Annotated in this window: 1 protein-coding gene; it reads left to right on the top strand. The window is 48.5% G+C overall.

Features of this window, described 5'->3' with window-relative positions; genetic code table 11:
* Positions 1-200: 200 nt before the first annotated feature.
* Positions 201-19,960, top strand: a 19,760-nt coding sequence (locus H4J59_RS01400) for a filamentous hemagglutinin N-terminal domain-containing protein (RefSeq protein WP_182236175.1), incomplete at its 3' end; no start/stop codon positions are given.

Here is a 19,960-nt window from a genome sequence, read left to right as displayed (position 1 = left end):
ATACTTATGTTGCAAATTAGTAACAATTTAGATTTGTAAAGTAACAATTAATTTAAATTGTTACTTTGTGTAAATTAAGTGTATTCTAAAGTAATTCCATTTTTAATTTTTAAGATTATCAAAAATTTAAAGTCGAATGATTTACGTCTACGATAGTTCCATTTTCAACAGCCACTTATTTTTAAGTACAGGATTAATAAATGAATAAAGTTTTCAGAGTAATTTGGAATGCATCCAAAGGTGTATGGGAAGCTGTTGGTGAAATCGGTTCAAGTAAACGTAAATCTAAATCCCGAGGGCTAGGAAGTATTTCTTTAGCAGCATTTCCTGCAATAGTAGGTAGTTTGTTGCTGCTTAGCCTTAGCCCACTAGTTTTGGCTGGTACATTACCTTCAGGCGGTCAGGTTAACTCTGGCTCAGCTGAGATAAGTGTCTCAGGTAATAAATTGCAGGTCGTTCAGTCATCTCAAAAAGTTGTTATTGATTGGCAGTCTTTTTCGATCGGTCAGGGTAATGAAGTCGAATTTTCGCAGCCATCAGCTCAAGCTGCCGCGTTAAACCGGGTAACTGGCTCACAAGTATCTGAGATTCGAGGTTCTCTCAAAGCTAATGGTCAGGTTTTCTTGATTAATCCCAATGGTATTTTATTTAGTGCAACCTCTGAAGTTAATGTGGGTGCATTGGTTTCGTCTACGCTCGATATTTCTAACGAAGATTTTATTAGTGGTAATTACAGTTTTGAAGGTGCAGATACCGGTCTCGTAATCAACCGAGGTAATATACACACCGCAGAAGGTGGTTTTGTTGCCATGATTGCCGCCAGCGTGATCAATACCGGTAGTATTGATGCCTACAACGGTACGGTAGCTATGGCTGCCGGTAAACGCATTGTTCTGGATATGGGCGGAACAGTTAAAATTGCTGTTGAAGAAGGGGCTATTGATGCTTATGTAGAACAAGGCGGTGCTGTGCGTGTGGACTCAGGTCTTGTGCTGTTGACAGCAAAGGCTGCCGGCGAGCTTACCTCCAGTGTCATCAATCATACAGGTATTACTGAAGCGCAGACACTGCAAACCGGTGAAAATGGACGTATTGTTCTGGCCGGTGATGGTGATGTGAACATTGCCGGAACACTGGATGTTAGTGGCGTAGAAGGTAAGGGTGGCCAGATTCAGATCACGGGTGCACAGGTAGCCTTACAAGACGGTGCTTTGCTGGATGCGTCAGGTCGCGATGGCGGTGGTCAGGTGCTGGTAGGTGGTGATTATCAGGGTAAGAATGCTGAAGTACCCAATGCGATTCGCACCTACGTAGACGAAGGTGCCCACATTTTGGCTGATGCCACCGGTCAGGGTGACGGCGGTAAAATCATCGTCTGGGCCGACGAGCACACCGACTATGCCGGCCATATTTCTGCCACAGGTGGAAGTGAGGGGGGTGATGGGGGCTTTGCCGAAGTGTCAGGCAAACAGACGCTAGATTTTAAAGGCACGGTGGACCTGACAGCCCAACAGGGAAAAACCGGCACACTGCTGCTCGATCCTACTAATTTGACCATTACCGACACGGATAATAATGTGTCAGGTGCTTCTCCCTATTCGCCTACAGGTGCAGCTTCAACGCTCAGTGTTTCTACTCTAGCGACAGCACTAGACACTGCGGATGTAATGATCACTACCAATAGTGGTTTTGATAACTCTGAAGCCGGTGATATTACGCTTGCCAGCAGCATAGGTTGGTTTAGCACTAATACCTTGACCTTGGATGCTGCCGGTGCCATTACCATAAACGATGCCGTTAATATTCAGACCTTCGATGGTTCATTGGTGTTAACGGCTGGTGGGGCTATTACTCAAACTCACACGACTGGCGGTAGACTCGTGATTGGTGGCACTACGACCCTCACCTCAGGTGCCGATATAACGCTTACCTCTATTGCTAACCAGTTAATGGGGACCGTTATTGCAACGGCTAATGCAGGTTCATTATCCATTACTAACGCGCGTGCTTTGGTATTGGGAGATACCAGTGCCAGTGGTCCGGTTGCGTTGGCAACCGTAGACAATGCCGGCTCGATAACGGCTACGGGTACTTTTGTTGCAGGTGCATTGAGTGCTGCTGCACATGATACCGGAGGCATCTCTATTGCCGATGTTAATGGCGATTTGACGGTTAGTCTTCTCGAGGCTGGCGGTGCCATCACCTTGGGTAATATTGATAGTGGAGCGCTGACCTTTACCCATAGCGTGGATGGCAGCAATGTCGTTGTAGGTAACGATGCGGCGGGTGGCCAGGCGAGTGGTATTGTGACCATCACTGGCGCGTCACTTACGCTGAATGACGCCATCCGTACCAAAGGTGGAACGGTTAATCTGATTTCTAAAACTGGAGCGATAACGACGGCAGCAGATGCTGACATTGTGACGACTGCCGATGTTGATACGGGCACCGCCTCCGGTTTGGTTAATGTAACCGCCGCAAACGGCATAACGCTGCAAAATATAACAACTACCGGTGCTAATAATACCATAGGTGTCGGCAGTAACGCCGCTGCCGTCAGCCTAACGGCTGCAGCCGGCGACATCCATGTCGGTGCTATTACCACCACAGGTGGCGATGCGACTGCTGGAGCAACCAGCAATCGTAATGGTGGTAACGCGGGTAACATACTACTGGCGGCAACCGCCGGTACTGATATTTATCTTGATGGCGACTTAAAAGCCATTGGTGGTGGTTTTGTGGGGGCGGCAAGCCAGGGGTTAGGCGGCTATATTAAGATAGAAACGCCCGCTATTTTAACCGCTAACCGATTGATTTCCTCGGGTGTTACTTCCGGTAATATCGATCTTCTCTCTAGCCTGGATTCAGATGTCGGTGCTTCTTCTAGCTTGAGTGTCGTTGCAGGTGTTAGCGATGTGATGTTCGATGGTGTGATGGGTGGTACCAATGCCTTGACCAGTTTGACGGCAAGCGGCGTCAATATCAATATAGAAAAAAATGTCACCACTGATGGTGCTGCGGGTCTCAACATTGATGCAACGCAAGAAATTCGCTTAGGTGATGATGATCTAACCAATGGCTTAGGCACAATAACCATCAACACCTTAGCCGGTAATGGGAGTGTTGATTTAAATTCTGGGATTGGCGACACTTCGGGGGGGAACTATAGCATCTACCTTGATGATGCTGTCACCTTTACCCGCGGCACGGGAACGATTAATATTCATGATAATTTTTACAGTAATACCAATGAACGCAATGACTTAACCTTCAATGGCGTCGGCGGTGGTACGTTAGTATTCGGTGACTCTGTTGGTGGTACCTCAGCTACAGCGAACACCAAACTTGGCAATATTCTGTTTGACAGCGTGACGGATATTACAACGAAGGGGATCTCTGCAGAGAGTCTGATCTCTCTGAATGGCACAGGCAGTATTAATAACTCTGGCGGTAATGATGGTGCGTATTATCTTGACGGTGCTGGCGGTCTGCAGTTGGCCACTACAGGCACCGACACTACTGGTGATGAAAACATCATCTTTTACCCAAGCGTATCCCTGACCGAGGTATCAGCCCCGATTAGTTTGAGTGCGCCCAATGGTTACCTTAGATTGTATTCCAGCGCTAATCTGACCACTGCCGGTGGTGCTATCACGTTTACGGCGGGTAACGGCGCGTTAACCTTAGATAATTCTGTTGATTTAAATTCTGCCGGTGGTGATATCACGTTTACATCGGGTAACGGTGCGTTAACCTTAGGTAGTCATAGTGATTTAAATTCTGCCGGTGGCGATATAACGCTGACTGCACCTGATGGTTTAGTCACTTTAGGCTACAATGCGGATCAAACCACTGCGGGCGGTGATTTCACCATTACTGCAGGTGTCGGCGCTTTAACTGTAAATAGTGAAGTTGATATAACCACATCCGGTGGCGATATACTCCTGAAAGCGAAGACAGGAAAACTTTCATTAATTAGTAATGTTGATTTAAGCAGTGCTAATGGCCTGATCTCGCTTACAGGTGTTGGCGTTGATCAGGGGCTGACCAATAGCATCATCAATGCCGGCACTGGAAAAATACGTGTTGATGGTGGCGGTCAATCTATTGAATTACACGGCGGTGTGATTAGCACAGATGCTGATACGAATGGCACGCCTTCTGTGCTGATTACTAATGCCAGCAGTACGGGTAATGCGGTCAGTATTCGTTCTCTAGAAACTAAAACAGGCACTTTGCAGATAGGTCTGGTGGCAGGAACCGATAATATTGCTGCGGGGCAGGATCTTGGGGTCTCTGGCGATCTTGCTCTAACCACGGCTGAAGTGCGTCTGATTACTGAACAGCAATTAACGATTAGCAGTACCGGTGATGATTCAGCGGTTATTTTTACCGTAACCGGTACGGATGTTGCTGGTGATTCATTGGTAGAAACTATTGCCGGTGGTAATGCTGCAGCTGTCACAACGCTGGGTTCATTCAAAACCATTTCTAGTATAGCGACTGGTGCAGATACCAATGGTAATGTCAGTGTTGGTTTGGCATCTGACGATGCCGTTGCAGGATCTTTGGCTCAGTATACATATAGCAATTGGGGTGATAATAAAATCAATATCAACACCCTGTCAGCTGCGACAACCGGTTCAATTTCAATCGATAATCAGGCAAATATCATCGATAAATTAGGTGGCTTTTCGGTGGGTAGTAGCTTAGATGTTAGAGCTAGTGGGCGAACTACGGGTATGGTATTAACCGGTGATGTAACGGCAACAAGCGTAACCATTAAAACCGGTAATGGGGCTCTGGTTCTGGGTGATAGAAATATTACATCAACTTCTGGTGCTGTCGATCTTCAAGGAACTGGAATAACTCAGTCCAGTGACTCAGTTATAGATTCGGCTACTACAGTAACCTTATACGGTTCTGATTATTCTAATAATAACTCACTTGGTGATATTGATCTTGCTGGTGCCGTAACGGCAGCCAGTACCTCCACAGAAGCCGTTTATGTTTATAGTGCCAACGCCTTGACTTTAGGGAATGTAACTATAGGTGCTCTCGGATCTCGAGGTGGATTAAGGTTGGGTAACATATGGGCTGAGCAAACCAATTCAGTTTATGATTATCGTCATATTAATGGTGCTATCACTCAGACTGCAGGTACTAAGTTACTGATTGATGAATTGCAAATTGAGCAGGGGATTAACAACCCTGGCGGAATTACATTGACTGAAGCTAATAACGAAATTGGTACGACAAGAACTATTGATCGCAGCGGAGCGTTGTCAATTTTTGATAAAGATACCGAAAATAATGGTCTGAATATTACCAGTAACATCTGGGATGGCTCGGTTTCCAATTCAATTAAAATAGAAACGTTAGGCAGTTTATCTCATAGTGCTTCAATGCGTGGCCAGGGTATTCATCTGTCGGGTACTTCAATTACAAGTAATGGAGAATTACGCGCATACCAGGGAACAGGCACCGACCGTGATTTGATTCTTCAAGCTAATGGCGGTGCAGTTACATTAACGGGCACTTATCGTGTCGATGGCGCTGGTAATGATTTGATAATTCGTAATGCCAGTAATGTACAGCTAGGTAATACGCTGAATGCTGATAGCAAAATAGAGCTTGGATCAACTGCTATTGATAGTGCGCTAGCCGGGTCCCAAACGGTTACTGCTGCGACGGATTTGACGTTAGATGGCACTGCCATTAGTTCGGGAACAGCCACCTTTGATGTGTCTGAACGGGTCGCCATTACCAGTGCCGGAACTGACACAGGAATAACATTTACTGTAACCGGTACCGATATGTTTGGTCGGGCACAGACTGAAGTGATCACCGGGGCTGATGCAAATACAGCTAGCGGAAGTAAATATTTTGCTACCATATCGCAAATTGCTGCCAGCGGCGCAGCCGCGGGCGACGTCAGCGTGGGAACCGCTTTAGAAAATATTACCAGCAATGTTACTCAGACCTCTTCTCTTAATGTTGATTCAGGGGCACGTCTCTCGGGTGTCGTGGACGGTAATCTAACGCTGGGGAATATCCAGAATTACTTTACCTATATTGATGATTTGACGGTGGGGGGGGATATTTCACTCTCCAGTCGAAGCAGGACAAATACACTGCATGTGGCGGGAGATGTGGTTTCTGCTACTGGGAATATTGACCTCTCGAATTACTACTATCATCTTTATGTGGATAGTACGGGCAGTGTGACCGGTCAAGCGGCAGATAGTCAGGTAACACTGACGGCTACCGATAATCACAACAGTGGTTATAATGCGAATATCCAGGGCGCGATTGTTGCGGGTACCGGTGGTATTCTCCTCTCCTCTGATTACGGCAATGTATACACCAGTGGGCTGGGTACCTTAACCACAACTGGCACAGCGACGGTTAATTCCTATATAAATCGTACGGTTAATCTTCAGGCGGGGATTACCGCAGATGCTGGCATTGATATTAACTCGCAAGGCACCTTCGCCAGCGGTACTGATGGCACTTTAACCAGTAATGCAGGGGGCATAACCATAGATTCGGGTGATGCCGATGCCCTTACTATTGGCGGGGCCGTGCAGTCATTGGGGAATATTGTTATTAACGGCGATGACTCCGCCGCCGGCACCTATGCCAACACGGGTACAGGTACCTTAACCAGTAGTGCGGGGTCAGTATTTATTGATTCGGGATATTTGGATTCCGTTTCGGTTGGTGCGGCGGTACAGTCAGCGACGGGGATTTTTATTGACGCAGGCGGTAGCTTTGTTAATCCTGAAACCATCACCTCTAATGGCGAGGTTATCATCTCTTCTGGCGGCAGTTATACCGGCAGTACTAACTACTCTACCAGTATTCAAAACGCCATCTCCGCTGGGGTGGGTGGTACAGGTAATTTAACGATAAACTCACGTGGTACCTTTACCAATAATACGGCGGGTGCATTAACCGCCACCGGCAAAATTGCACTAAAAACGTATTGGAATGGTACAAATGATCGTCATATGACGCTGGCGGGTAATATCGCTGCCGGCGCAGACGGTATACAGCTGACCTCCAGCGGCACTATCAATCAAACTGCGGGTGTCTTAACCACTCTGGGTACGCTTTCTGGACCTAGTCAAAATGGCGGGACTGCCAATAATTCAGCGCCCTCTGCGCGTGGCGCAGTCACATTAACGGCTAACAATGAAGTCGCTAACCTAGGCCCTTTCTACCTCTACGATGAAGCAGGGGTAGGCTTTACCCTAAATGATGTCAGTGGCGGTTTGACACTCGCTGGCACGATTGAAAACTCCCATGGAGCAATAAACATTTCCACGGCGGGGGGGGAGCTAGCTCTCACCAGCTATAATGTTTACGCCGGTGGTATGGCCTCTGGTGGTGCAGCTGTCGTGCTAACCGGGCAAGGTATCAGCCAGGGGGCTGGCAGTGAAATTAATACCACAGGGGGGACTACGGGTAGCGAACGCACCGGCAGCAATGGCGGTGGTACTATCACCCTGACCGGTCATGATGGTTCAGCCGCGGGGGCTATTTCGCTTGCCGGTGATATCTCAACGATACACACGGATACAGATTCAACCTCTGCTATTACCATTCGCGGGACGACAGATCTGATCTTGCCTAGTATTATTGCCTCCAACGGTTCACTGGTGCTGGGTGATGATACCGACACCATAGGTTTGATTACCGGTAACATTACCCAGTCTGTCTCAACTGCGTTAGATATTAACGCGTTGCAAGTGGGTACCGCGACGAATGCTGTGGGTGGCTCGGTAGTGCTGGCCAATAGCGAGAACAAGATTGGCGAACTCGCTGGCCTTTATTCGGGTGCTCATCAATTTATCGGTCCAGCTACCGACCTTCAGTACGATCTGGATATTTACGACTCTAGCGCTGGCCTTAGTCTTACCGGCGCGGTTGTCAGTGCTGAAGGTATACGTATTAGCACGTTCGACACCGACACGGGTGTGCTTTCAATCGAGGCTAACTCGATTTCGGCCAATGGTGATATTTACCTGAGCGGTATCAGTGTGAGCCAGGCCGATGGCTCAACGATTAATGCCGACAATAGCGGTGTTAGCGGCACCGGTGGATCTATCCGTATCGATGGCGGCGGGGGTGCCAATAACATTATCCTCGAAGGCATAGTGACAACCGATAACACTAGTGCAACCGCTATTGAACTGGTCAATGCCACTAATGCGAACCTGAATACGGTCAATGCCAGTGCAGGTACTCTGGCATTGGGTGTTGATACCAAGGAACTGACTGGTACCGTTAGCCAGTTGAATGAGAGCACTATTTCTGCGCAAACCCTGGTGGGTGACGCGGGTGTGGTAACGATTAACAAAGCTAATATCGATAATCTTGGCCAATTTACCACCAGCGGCGCATTAACCCTCAAAGAGCAGGGGGGTGGTAGCGGTGTTGCCGGCCTTAAATATACCGGCAGTGTGACTACGGGTGGCACCACCTGGATAGAAACGACCGATGGTATTCAGAATCTGGATACCCATACACTGGATGCAAGCGGACAGGCAATTACCTTAAAAGGGAACGCGTTATCACAGCAAGCCGCATCAAGCATCAAGTCGACTACGGCAGACTTATATGGTGGCACGGGTAATATCGATCTGTTTAGCATAACTAACGACTTTACCGGTCAGGTGACGGTTCATTCAACAGGGCCCCAGGTGAGCCTACAGGATGCTAATCAGTTAAGCATGAATACCCTGACCGACAATCTTGACGTGACGACCTCGATCAAATTGTGGGCGGGTGCAGGCTTAGTACTGACTCCTGAAGATATTTCTACCACTAGTGGCAATATTGAACTCCGTTCACTGGACGGTAATCTTTCTACCCCAGGTGATTTGACCACGACGACAGGCAATGTGGCGCTCTATGCTGCAACCACCACAACAACCGGTAATGTACAGGTAAATAACACCCTGACAACCGGTAGTGGCGATGTCACTATTGACGCTGAAAATGAAGTTAATCTGTCCAAAACGATTGTTTCGACCAGTGGCAACATTAACGTAAAGGGTGACACAATCACCCACTCAACCGGGTCTGTCGGTACGCCTTTGAAACTAGAGACCGGCAGTGCCGGTACCATTACCGTTGCGGCCAATGGTACCGGTGGTTTCGTAATGGGGCAGTATTATAGCTACCTATCGGATGCCGGTACTATTGCTATTACCTCTGGTGGCACGGCCGATCTGGCAAATATCACCACTGGTGGCAGGCTGTCAGTAGATGCTGTTGGTCTGGTTCAACAGGTAGGAGCAGGTTCTATTCTGTCCGCTGATGAGTTAGGTGTTACTACGGCTAACCATGGTGTGATTACTTTAGCCAATGTGGATAATGACCTGAACAAGGTCAAGCTACTGAGCCGTAATGTGGGCAATAATGATGTCGGCTCTGGTGCGATCACTTTTAATGATGTTGATGGTTTTGCGGTGAGTCAAATCAGCACTAGCGATCAGGCTATATTAACCGCTAATGGCGCGATTACGACAGATGCGGTCACCTTTGGTGATGGTGCTGTGGTGGCTAATACGCTAACAGCTAAGACATTCAATGCAGCCGGTGCTGATATTACCTTAACGGCTGCTGGAAATAATGTCGATAGCTTAAGCCTTTATGTCCGCAATGCCGATGACTCAGCGATTGCCGGTGAAACGACCACGCCAACTGGCACTATTAAATTTACCGATAGTGATGGTTTTGTTGTTACCGCCATAGAGACCGGTGGTACGACCGTATTGACGGCAGGCGATGCGGTCACTCAAACGGGCGCCATCATCTCAGCCAAACTGGGTCTGTCAGGTGTCGGTGATTACACGCTGAACTTGGGCGGCAGTGGCATTCCGGTGAATCAAATTAGTACCTTTGCGTCTGACGCGACGGGTGCGGTCAATCTTACGACGAATCTGGATTTGGTTATTGGCAGCGTTAATCCGGAGGGAATTACCACCCAAGGTGCAGATATTTCAATTACGGCACCGAAAATTACCAGTACGGGTGTCACGATTAACACTAGTAGTAGTGATAAGAACAGTACGGCCGGTGGTTCTGTGCTCCTCAGCAGCACAGCTCTTGGCTCACTCGGCGATTTGACAGTTGGGGAGATCGTTACTAGCGGTACCGCTGCTGTAGTTGGGTCGGGTAACGGTGGTGGTGCGGCCGGTATGATTACGCTGACATCGGCGGGAGACTTGCTTAATATTGAAGGGCCTATTACCGCTCGGGGCGGCGCTGCTGATGGTACGGGTGTCGCGGGCGCAGACGGCACACTTAAGCTTCTGGCAAGCACAGGTGCCGTTTTACAAGCCAATGACAGTCATGCAATAGATACAGGTAAAGTGTTACTGGATGCGCTCAACAGTTCAGCCTTGCTTGATGTTGGTAATAGCGTTGATCTTATATCCGCGAGGATTGGCGGTGAGGGTCAAAATTTCATCTATCGAAGTGGCAGTGATTTTGCTATTGGTGGTGGTGAAAGCGGTATTGAAGGGATTACCACTCAGGGTGGTTTTGTTGATATTGGCAGTAGTGATTATGCTATTTCTGTCACTCAAAATATTAGCACCAAAGGGGGGGATTTCTCTGCTACTGGTGTGGGTAGCTTCAACTATACAGGTGTGACTATTTCGACAGCGGGGGCTGTTACTTACGCAGATGGTGTTTATAAGGATGGCGGCACGATCGATATAGCCACGACGGCCAATAACGGTAATGTTAACACAGGGACTTTGGATTCCAGTGGCGATGTGAACGCTGCAGCTGCAACGGCTGGCAATATCACGCTTAATGCTAATGGTATTCTGACTGTCCATGCGACGAAGGCACAGGGCCAGGGCATAGGTACGGGTGGTATGGTGAGTTTGACTGGTAGTGCGGTGAATATTGCCGGCTCTATCATTACGAGCTCTACCGGTGCAGCCGGTGGCATGATTGACGTTAATGGCCCAGCTGTGCTGGTGGGTGGTAATCACGTGCTGGCTACAGGCTCAGGTGCGGGTGACATAGACTTTTCAAGTACTTTAAATAGTGATGGTACGCCGCGTGCACTGAGTATCACTGCGGGTATTGGCGAGATACTATTTAACGGTGCTGTGGGGGGGGAGGCTGCATTAGGTGCGTTGAATATAGTCTCAGCTAACGATGTGACTATTAGCGATACGTTAGCCGCAGCAAGCCTGATGCAATCGAATGGAACCGGGACCTTAACACTGGACGGCGCTGTTATCTTGAGCGCTAACTTGACCTTTACCGGCAATAACCTGTCTGTCAATGCAGCGACAGATGTGGGTGGAACGACCACTATCAGTAATGCCGGTCTGTTTTCCACGGCCGCAGCAGGCGATATCACCTCAGTTGGCATATTTGGTCAAATGGGTGCAGGAACCAATGAGTTGGCCGGCGACATCAGTACCACAAATTCCAACATCAGTTTTGCTACCGGTGTAGTTGTCACCGGTGATGTGGCGATGGATACCAGCACAGATATAGGTAATATCGTCTTTGCTGATATCCTAGATAGCGATACGACGCCACGTGATCTGACATTGACATCTGGTACCGGCAACGTGACCTTTGCAGGTATCGTTGGCGGGACTAATACGCTTGATGTGCTGAATGTAAATAGCGCGGGTGTGACTAGGTTTAGCGATGCCGTCACGGCAACCTCAGTGACCACGGATGCAGTGGGTAGCGTTGAACTGGATGGTCAAACGGTCAACACAACCGGTACGCAAACCTACAACGATGCACTCTCTTTGGGTAATAACACCATACTTACGGGGAGTACCATTACTACCAAGGATTCTTTAACTGGGAAGGCACACAGCCTTGAAGTTGTCGGTGATGCCATCTTTGGTGATGCCGCAGTTGATACCGTCACCGGCCTGACGACCTTAGATGTTAGTGGTGCTACGACCATTAATGTCAATACCATCAGCAGTGCTGATGCACAAACCTATAGCGGCGCTGTTATCCTGGGTAATAACACCACATTAACTGCCACGGACGATTCGATTGTTTTTAGCAGTACGGTAGATTCCATAGCAGATGAAGCCATTGGGATGACAGTAAACGCGGGTAGCGGTGATGTGATCTTCACTGCTGCTGTGGGTGGTGTGACTAATGGAGCACTGGGTGACTTGTCGGTTAATAGCACTGGATTAACTCAGTTTTCAGCGGCGGTTAACGCCGGCTCTGTTGCTACTAATGTCGGTGGTACGCTAGAAATCAACGGCGGCTCGGTGACTACATCAGGGATTCAGACCTACGGTGAGAGCCTGACCTTAGGGGCTAATACCGTACTTCAAGGAACAAGCATCACAGCAAACGGTACTGTTTCCGGTGCTGATAATTACAGCCTGAATGTTACCGGTGATGCGGTGTTTGGTAATGAAACAACCGACACAGTAACTGGATTGACAACTTTAGCGGTCAGCGGAAGTACTGCTATCAATAGCACAAATATCACCAGCAGTGGTACGCAAGCTTATGCAGGCGATGTAACACTTGGCAGCAATACCGCTTTAAGCGCAACGACGGTGACAACTAACGGTAAAGTGATTGGCGAAGCTCATAGCCTAGATGTTACCGGCGATGCAGTGTTTGGTGATGACGGAGCAGATACAGTTACGGGCTTAAGTACGCTAACGGTGAGCGGAATCACTGCGATCAATACCAGTAATATCACCAGTAGTAGCACACAAGCTTATACAGGCGATGTAACGCTAGGCAGCAATACTGTTTTAAGCGCAACGACGGTGACAACTAAGGGTAAAGTGATTGGCGCAGCCCATAGCCTAGATGTTAGCGGCGATGCGGTGTTTGGTAATGAAAAAAGCGATACGGTGACGGGTTTATCCACGTTAGCCGTCAGTGGCACGACCGCTATTAACAGCAGTAATATCACGAGTACGTCTACACAGGATTACACGGGTGCAGTCACCTTGGGTGATGATATTACGGTTAGTGGTCTAGGTATTAGCTTTAGCAATACTGTCGTTTCTGATGGCACTAACCGTGCGTTGATCGTTAATGACAGTGGCACGACAACTTTTGGCGGCGTTGTTGGCAGTACGACAGCAACTGACCAGTTGACCAGTTTGACCACAGATGCAGGTGGCTCTACCGCCATTAATGGTGGTGCTATTTATACAACCGCAGCGCAAACCTATAACGATAATGTAACACTTGGTGCAGGCACTGTGCTGTCTGGCACCACAGTGACGACCAATGGCACCCTAGTGGGTGCTAGTAATAGTTTGGCCATAACAGGCGATGCTATTTTCGGTAACGAATCAATCGATACGGTCACGGGTTTATCCACGTTAGCCGTTAGTGGAACGACCGCTATTAACAGCAGTAATATCACGAGTACGTCTACACAGGGTTACACCGGTGCAGTCATCTTGGGTAATAACACTACGGTTAGTGGGCAAGGTATTAGCTTTAGCAGTACAGTCGTTTCTGATGGCACTAACCGTGCGCTGATCGTTAATGACAGTGGCACGACGACTTTTGGCGGCGTTGTTGGCAGTACGACAGTAGCTGACCAGTTGACCAGTTTGACCACAGATGCAGGTGGCTCTACCGCCATTAACGGTAGTGGTGTTTATACAACCGCAGCTCAAACCTATAACGATAATGTAATACTTGGCGCAGGCACTGTGCTGTCTGGCACCACAGTGACGACCAATGGCACCCTAGTGGGTGGTAGTAATAGTTTGGCAATAACAGGCGATGTGGTGTTTGGTAATGAAACAACCGATATTGTCACTGGTTTAACAACAGTAGATGTTAGTGGTGCTACGACCATTAATACAGATACCATCACCAGTGCTGATGCACAAACCTATAGCGGCGCTGTTATTCTGGGCAATAGCACAATCCTCACCGCCGCGGATAATTCGATTGTTTTCAGTAGTACGCTAGATTCCATAGCAGACGAAGCCATTGGGATGACAGTAAACGCGGGTAGCGGTGATGTGATCTTCACTGCTGCTGTGGGTGGTGTGACTAATGGCACACTGGGTGACTTGTCGGTTAATAGCACTGGATTAACTCAGTTTTCAGCGGCGGTTAACGCCGGCTCTGTTGCTACTAATGTTGGTGGTACGCTAGAAATTAACGGCGGCTCGGTGACTACATCAGGGATTCAGACCTACGGTGAGAGCCTGACCTTAGGGGCTAATGCCGTGCTTCAAGGAACAAGCATCACAGCAAATGGTACTGTTTCCGGTGCTGATAATTACAGCCTGAATGTTACCGGTGATGCGGTGTTTGGTAATGAAACAACCGATACAGTAACTGGATTGACGACTTTAGCGGTTAGCGGAAGCACTGCTATCAATAGCACAAATATCACCAGCAGTGGTACGCAAGCTTATGCAGGTGATGTAACACTTGGCAGCAATACCGCTTTAAGCGCAACGACGGTGACGACTAAGGGTAAAGTGATTGGCGAAGCCCATAGCCTAGATGTTACCGGCGATGCAGTATTTGGTGATGACGCAGCAGATACTGTTACGGGCTTAAGTACGCTAACGGTGAGCGGAATCACTGCGATCAATACCAGTAATATCACCAGTAGTAGCACACAAGCTTATACAGGCGATGTAACGCTAGGCAGCAATACTGTTTTAAGCGCAACGACGGTGACAACTAAGGGTAAAGTGATTGGCGCAGCCCATAGCCTAGATGTTAGCGGCGATGCGGTGTTTGGTAATGAAAAAAGCGATACGGTGACGGGTTTATCCACGTTAGCCGTCAGTGGCACGACCGCTATTAACAGCAGTAATATCACGAGTACGTCTACACAGGATTACACGGGTGCAGTCACCTTGGGTGATGATATTACGGTTAGTGGTCTAGGTATTAGCTTTAGCAATACTGTCGTTTCTGATGGCACTAACCGTGCGTTGATCGTTAATGACAGTGGCACGACAACTTTTGGCGGCGTTGTTGGCAGTACGACAGCAACTGACCAGTTGACCAGTTTGACCACAGATGCAGGTGGCTCTACCGCCATTAATGGTGGTGCTATTTATACAACCGCAGCGCAAACCTATAACGATAATGTAACACTTGGTGCAGGCACTGTGCTGTCTGGCACCACAGTGACGACCAATGGCACCCTAGTGGGTGCTAGTAATAGTTTGGCCATAACAGGCGATGCTATTTTCGGTAACGAATCAATCGATACGGTCACGGGTTTAACTACATTGTCTGTGAGTGGCACAACCGAAATCAATACCCGTAATATCACTGGTGATAGTACACAAGATTACACGGGTGCAGTCACACTGGGTGATGTTATTATCGAGCTAACTGGCGTGGGGATTACCTTTACTGATAATGTTATTTCTGACGGCATAAATCGAAGTCTGGATATAATTGATAGTGGTATTACAACGTTTGATGGTTTAGTCGGTACTTCAGTAGTTGGTCAGGAATTGTATTTTCTCACCACGGATGCAGCTGGAAGTACTGTGTTCAATGGTGGCGCTGTTTATACAACAGCAGCTCAAACCTATAACGATAATGTAACCCTCGGTGCAGACACAAGGTTAACGGGTACTAAAATCACCACAAATGGCACCATTGAGGGTGTGACACACAGCCTCAATATTGTCGGTGATGCTGTATTGGGTGATGCCGCCGGTGACACTGTCACGGGCTTAACAGCATTAGCCATCAGTGGTACTACGGGTATCAACACCAGTACGGTTACCTCAAGCGGCACTCAGAATTATACGGGTGCAGTCACTATTGGCGTCGATACAACGTTGACGACGACTGACTCGACGGTGACTTTTGATGCAACCATCGACTCATTAACATCGGTAGCGAAATCACTGACGGTCAATGCCGGTAACGGTGATGTGCATCTGATGGATGTAGTGGGTGCAGGAACCAATGGAGCGCTGAGTAGTATTGCGCTTACCGGTAATAATTTAACCCTCCATGATGTCACCACTATGGGTGAACAAACTTATAACGGTACCATCAATACTAATAGTACCTATACCAGTGATGGTAGTAACATTACCTTCAACGGTGATGTGATTATGAACGATGCGCTAGTGGTAAACACGGGAGCTGGAGCTGGCACAATCACCTTTACCGGCACATTAGATAGTGAAACCAGTGAAGCGAACACTCTGGATTTGACGGCGGGCACAGGCGATATTGCACTGCAAGGCGCGGTGGGTACTACGCAGACACTGGGTGCTATCAATGTTAACTCTGCGGTCAATGTAACCACTAGCTCTAGCATTGCTGCGGCTAGTCTGACCCAGCTTGGAGGCACAGGTACAACGACTATTGGTGGGGTGGTAACACTCTCGGCTGTCGAGGGAATGTCACTAACGGGTACAAATTTAGTTTTGAACGCTGCTGTTGATACAGCAACAGGGGCACTGGGCGGAACAGTAACAACAAATCATTCCGGTACAGCGACCATATCAGCTGCAGGTGATATTAATGCCGATGGTACGGTGAGTATCACTGCCACCGAAGGGATTTCTACAGCGGGCGATATTGCCACAACTGGCGATGATATCACCTTGGCATCAGCAACCACCCTGACGGGTAATGTTGCGCTCAGTACCGGGGGCACTACCGGCGCGATTAACTTCGACAGCTCTATTGATGGTGCTCATGCCTTAAGGCTGCTTTCAGGTGCGGCGCAGAGTTTTAATGCAGTGGGTAGTAGTACGCCATTAACACTGCTTCGGGTTGAATCAACAGGTGAAGTCACCCAAACTGCGTCTATAAAAGTTGGCAGCCTAGCGATTAAATCAGCGGGCGCTACCTTGGCAGATGCCGGTAACGATATAGGCACCCTGGCAGCATTACTGTCGGGTGGCGCAGGCCTTACCTTCGTCGATGTTAATGGCGTAGAGATTGGTACTATTGATGCCGGTGCGCTTGAGATTATAGGTATCAGTGAGGCTGACGGAGCGTCCAATGTTAGTATCACAGTGGCCGGACTGTTAAGTCAGGCCGCTTTATCGCCGATATCAATTGGTGGCAATTTGATAGTTGATAGCACCGCGTTTGCCGCAGATGATGTATTACTTAAGAATATTTCGGAAGGCGGGACTGAACTCGGTAATTCGTTGGTGGCTGGTGACTTTAGCATCAATAGCCGTGGTGACGTCACTCAGGAAGTCGATGCCAACGGCGAGGGTGCAGATGCATCGGTACAGGTAGGCGGGTCATTCAATATGACCGGCGACGGGGCTTTTGTAGCGGGGAACTCAACGGATAACTTAGTCGGTGGTGGTTCTGCCACTACAGCGGCTAATGAGCTTCGTCTGTTTGGTGTGATCACGTTAAGCATGGTCGATGGTGATTTGGTCGCTTCGGCGACAACAACTGGCGTAGGAGAGACAAGTACTGGCACTATATTGGCTGCCAACTTAACCAACGGTGCCATAGTGACGAGTGATGCCGGGGGGCAGAGTATTACTGAGGTGGCTGATGGAGATGCCATCTTGCTTAATGCGAGCAATACCATTGGTGGCACAGTCAAAATCACGACCCAAGGCGTTTACTCAAATGCAGGGGATTCGGTTGCGACAGGTATTCTCCAAACCAGCGCGTTAATCCTTACAGGAGATAATCGCTTCCAAGCGCTGCAAAGTGCAGAAAATAGTACTTCTGAGATAGAAGGTGCCGGTGAAATAGACCTGAGTAATATGGCGAATGCCTTCGCAGGTACGGTTTCTGCCACCGCTGTTGGGATGGATATTCATCTGCGTGATAGCAACGCGCTTGATTTAGGTGCTGTCAGTGGTCGTAATGTTCGGATAGAACTGGCGGATGAAAGCACTAAGGCAATAACGCAATCAGGTATTATTACCGCCACTACTTTATTGTTGCAAAATGCGGGTGCAGTCAGCCTCAACAATAATAATCGCATAACGACGGTAGCTGCGAACCTGAGTGGAGGCTTCAGTCTGGCCAACAATCAACCATTAACCGTTGGTACCGTCGGTGCTGTGAATGGTATTACTGCAGGAGGTGATATTACCCTGGCCAGTGATGCGTTGGCAATTAATCAGGCGATTAGTGCAACAGGTTATGCGTTAACGCTTAAGCCGTTAAATAGCGATACCTCTATTGGTTTGGGCGACAGTGTTGCCGGTAGCTTGTCTGTTGATGCAACAGAGTGGAATAACCTCAGTGATGGCTTCAGCAGTATCCTCGTGGGTCGTAACGATGGCTCCGGTAAAATAACGACGGGAGTTCTGACGGTTGCGGATAATCTTACATTGCTTAACGCTAGCGGCGGCATTGAACTCACAGGTCTTATGAATGCTGGTAGCAATACCTTGATACTGGACAGTACAGGTGCCGTTACCGATATTGGCAGTGGTAGCATCACAGCAGCGAGTTTAGCACTGCAGGGAGCAGCAGGAGCTTATTCTCTTGATGCCGCTTCCAATGACGTAGATCTACTTTCTGCGAACTCGGGCAGTGTTACTTATGTAGATGCAAATGCGCTATCAATTGGTACCTTTAATGCGATTGACGGAATCACGGCGATTGACGCTGTGGACATCTCAACTATTACTGGTGATTTGACGGTTTCTCAAAATATATCCGCGACTGCTATTAAGCTTAATGCCGGCCAATCGATTACTGCAGGAACGGCAACTGGAGGTAATGTTGTTCTTACCGGCTCACCATCGCTTACCACGAGCACGGGCAACGCTATTTTGTATACGGGTAGCATCGCGGGCAGTACCGGGGTGGCAGAGTCTTCGGCTAGTGCCGGTGATGGTTTAATCGCTTTTGCCAGTGGTCATTCTCGTTACAATGCCGACGAAACGACTGATTTCAGTACTGGTGGATGGACTGATCTTGGTGCCACTGGAATCTATGCGGTATATCGTGAACAGCCTGTCATTAGTGTGGCGGCCGTTAATAAATCCGTCACTTACGGGAATAATGATCCTACTAGCTATGCCGGCAGCTTTTCTGGCTTAATCCATGGCGATACTGCCGGGATCATAACGAATACGGCAGTTTGGGATAATGCGGCGTTAACAGATGATACGACTTCTACAGGCGGCCAGCGAATAGTAGGAAATTATGATGTTGTCTATAACAGTGGTCTCAACAACGGCTTAGGTTATGGTTTTACCGATAACGCCAGCTCGGTTGATGAGTTGACGGTTGATCAATTAGCATTATCCGGATCTATTACGGGTGGAGGCAATACTTATGGCTCTACGGTTACTGCGGGTAGTGTTAATTTCAGTAATTTATTGGCTGATGATTTAGTGGCGGGGGCGGCTGTCTCTGTCAATACCTCTGGTTTGCTGAGCACAAGTAACAATCTGAAAGCAGGTACTCACACCGGTATTCAGAGTGTTGGGGCTGGTCTGGCGGGTGCTGATGCAGGCAATTATAGCTTTGCTGGCACAACGGCTGACTACAGTGTTGATCAGTTAGGATTAACCCTAAGCGGTATTACAGCAACGAGTCGAACGTATGATGCGTCAACAAATGCAACGGTATCGGTTGACACTGCAAACTATGGTGGCTTGATTGGCGGGGATGATGTCACGGTTAATGCCACTGGTACATTTGACACTAAGCATGTTGGTAGCGGTAAAACGGTGGCACTGAGCTCTACTTATAGTGGTGTCGATAAAGGTAACTACAGTATTACCGACCAGGCAAATACCACGGCGGATGTGACGGCTAAAGCCATTAGCATTAGTGGTATTACGGCAAGCAACAAGATCTACGATGCAAACACCGACGCGGCGCTTGATGTCTCGGGTGCCGCAGGCTGGATCGCCGGGGATGTTGTCACGGTGGCGAGCACGGGTACCTTTGATACTAAGCATGCGGGTACCGGTAAGACGGTTAACCTGAGCGCTACCAGCTATGGCGGCGCGGA

The sequence above is a fragment of the Colwellia sp. MB02u-10 genome (assembly GCF_014077185.1).
Classification (GTDB): Bacteria; Pseudomonadota; Gammaproteobacteria; order Enterobacterales; family Alteromonadaceae; genus Cognaticolwellia.
The sequence above is the reverse complement of the archived record's forward strand: the minus strand, read 5'-3'. Positions and strand labels throughout refer to the sequence as shown.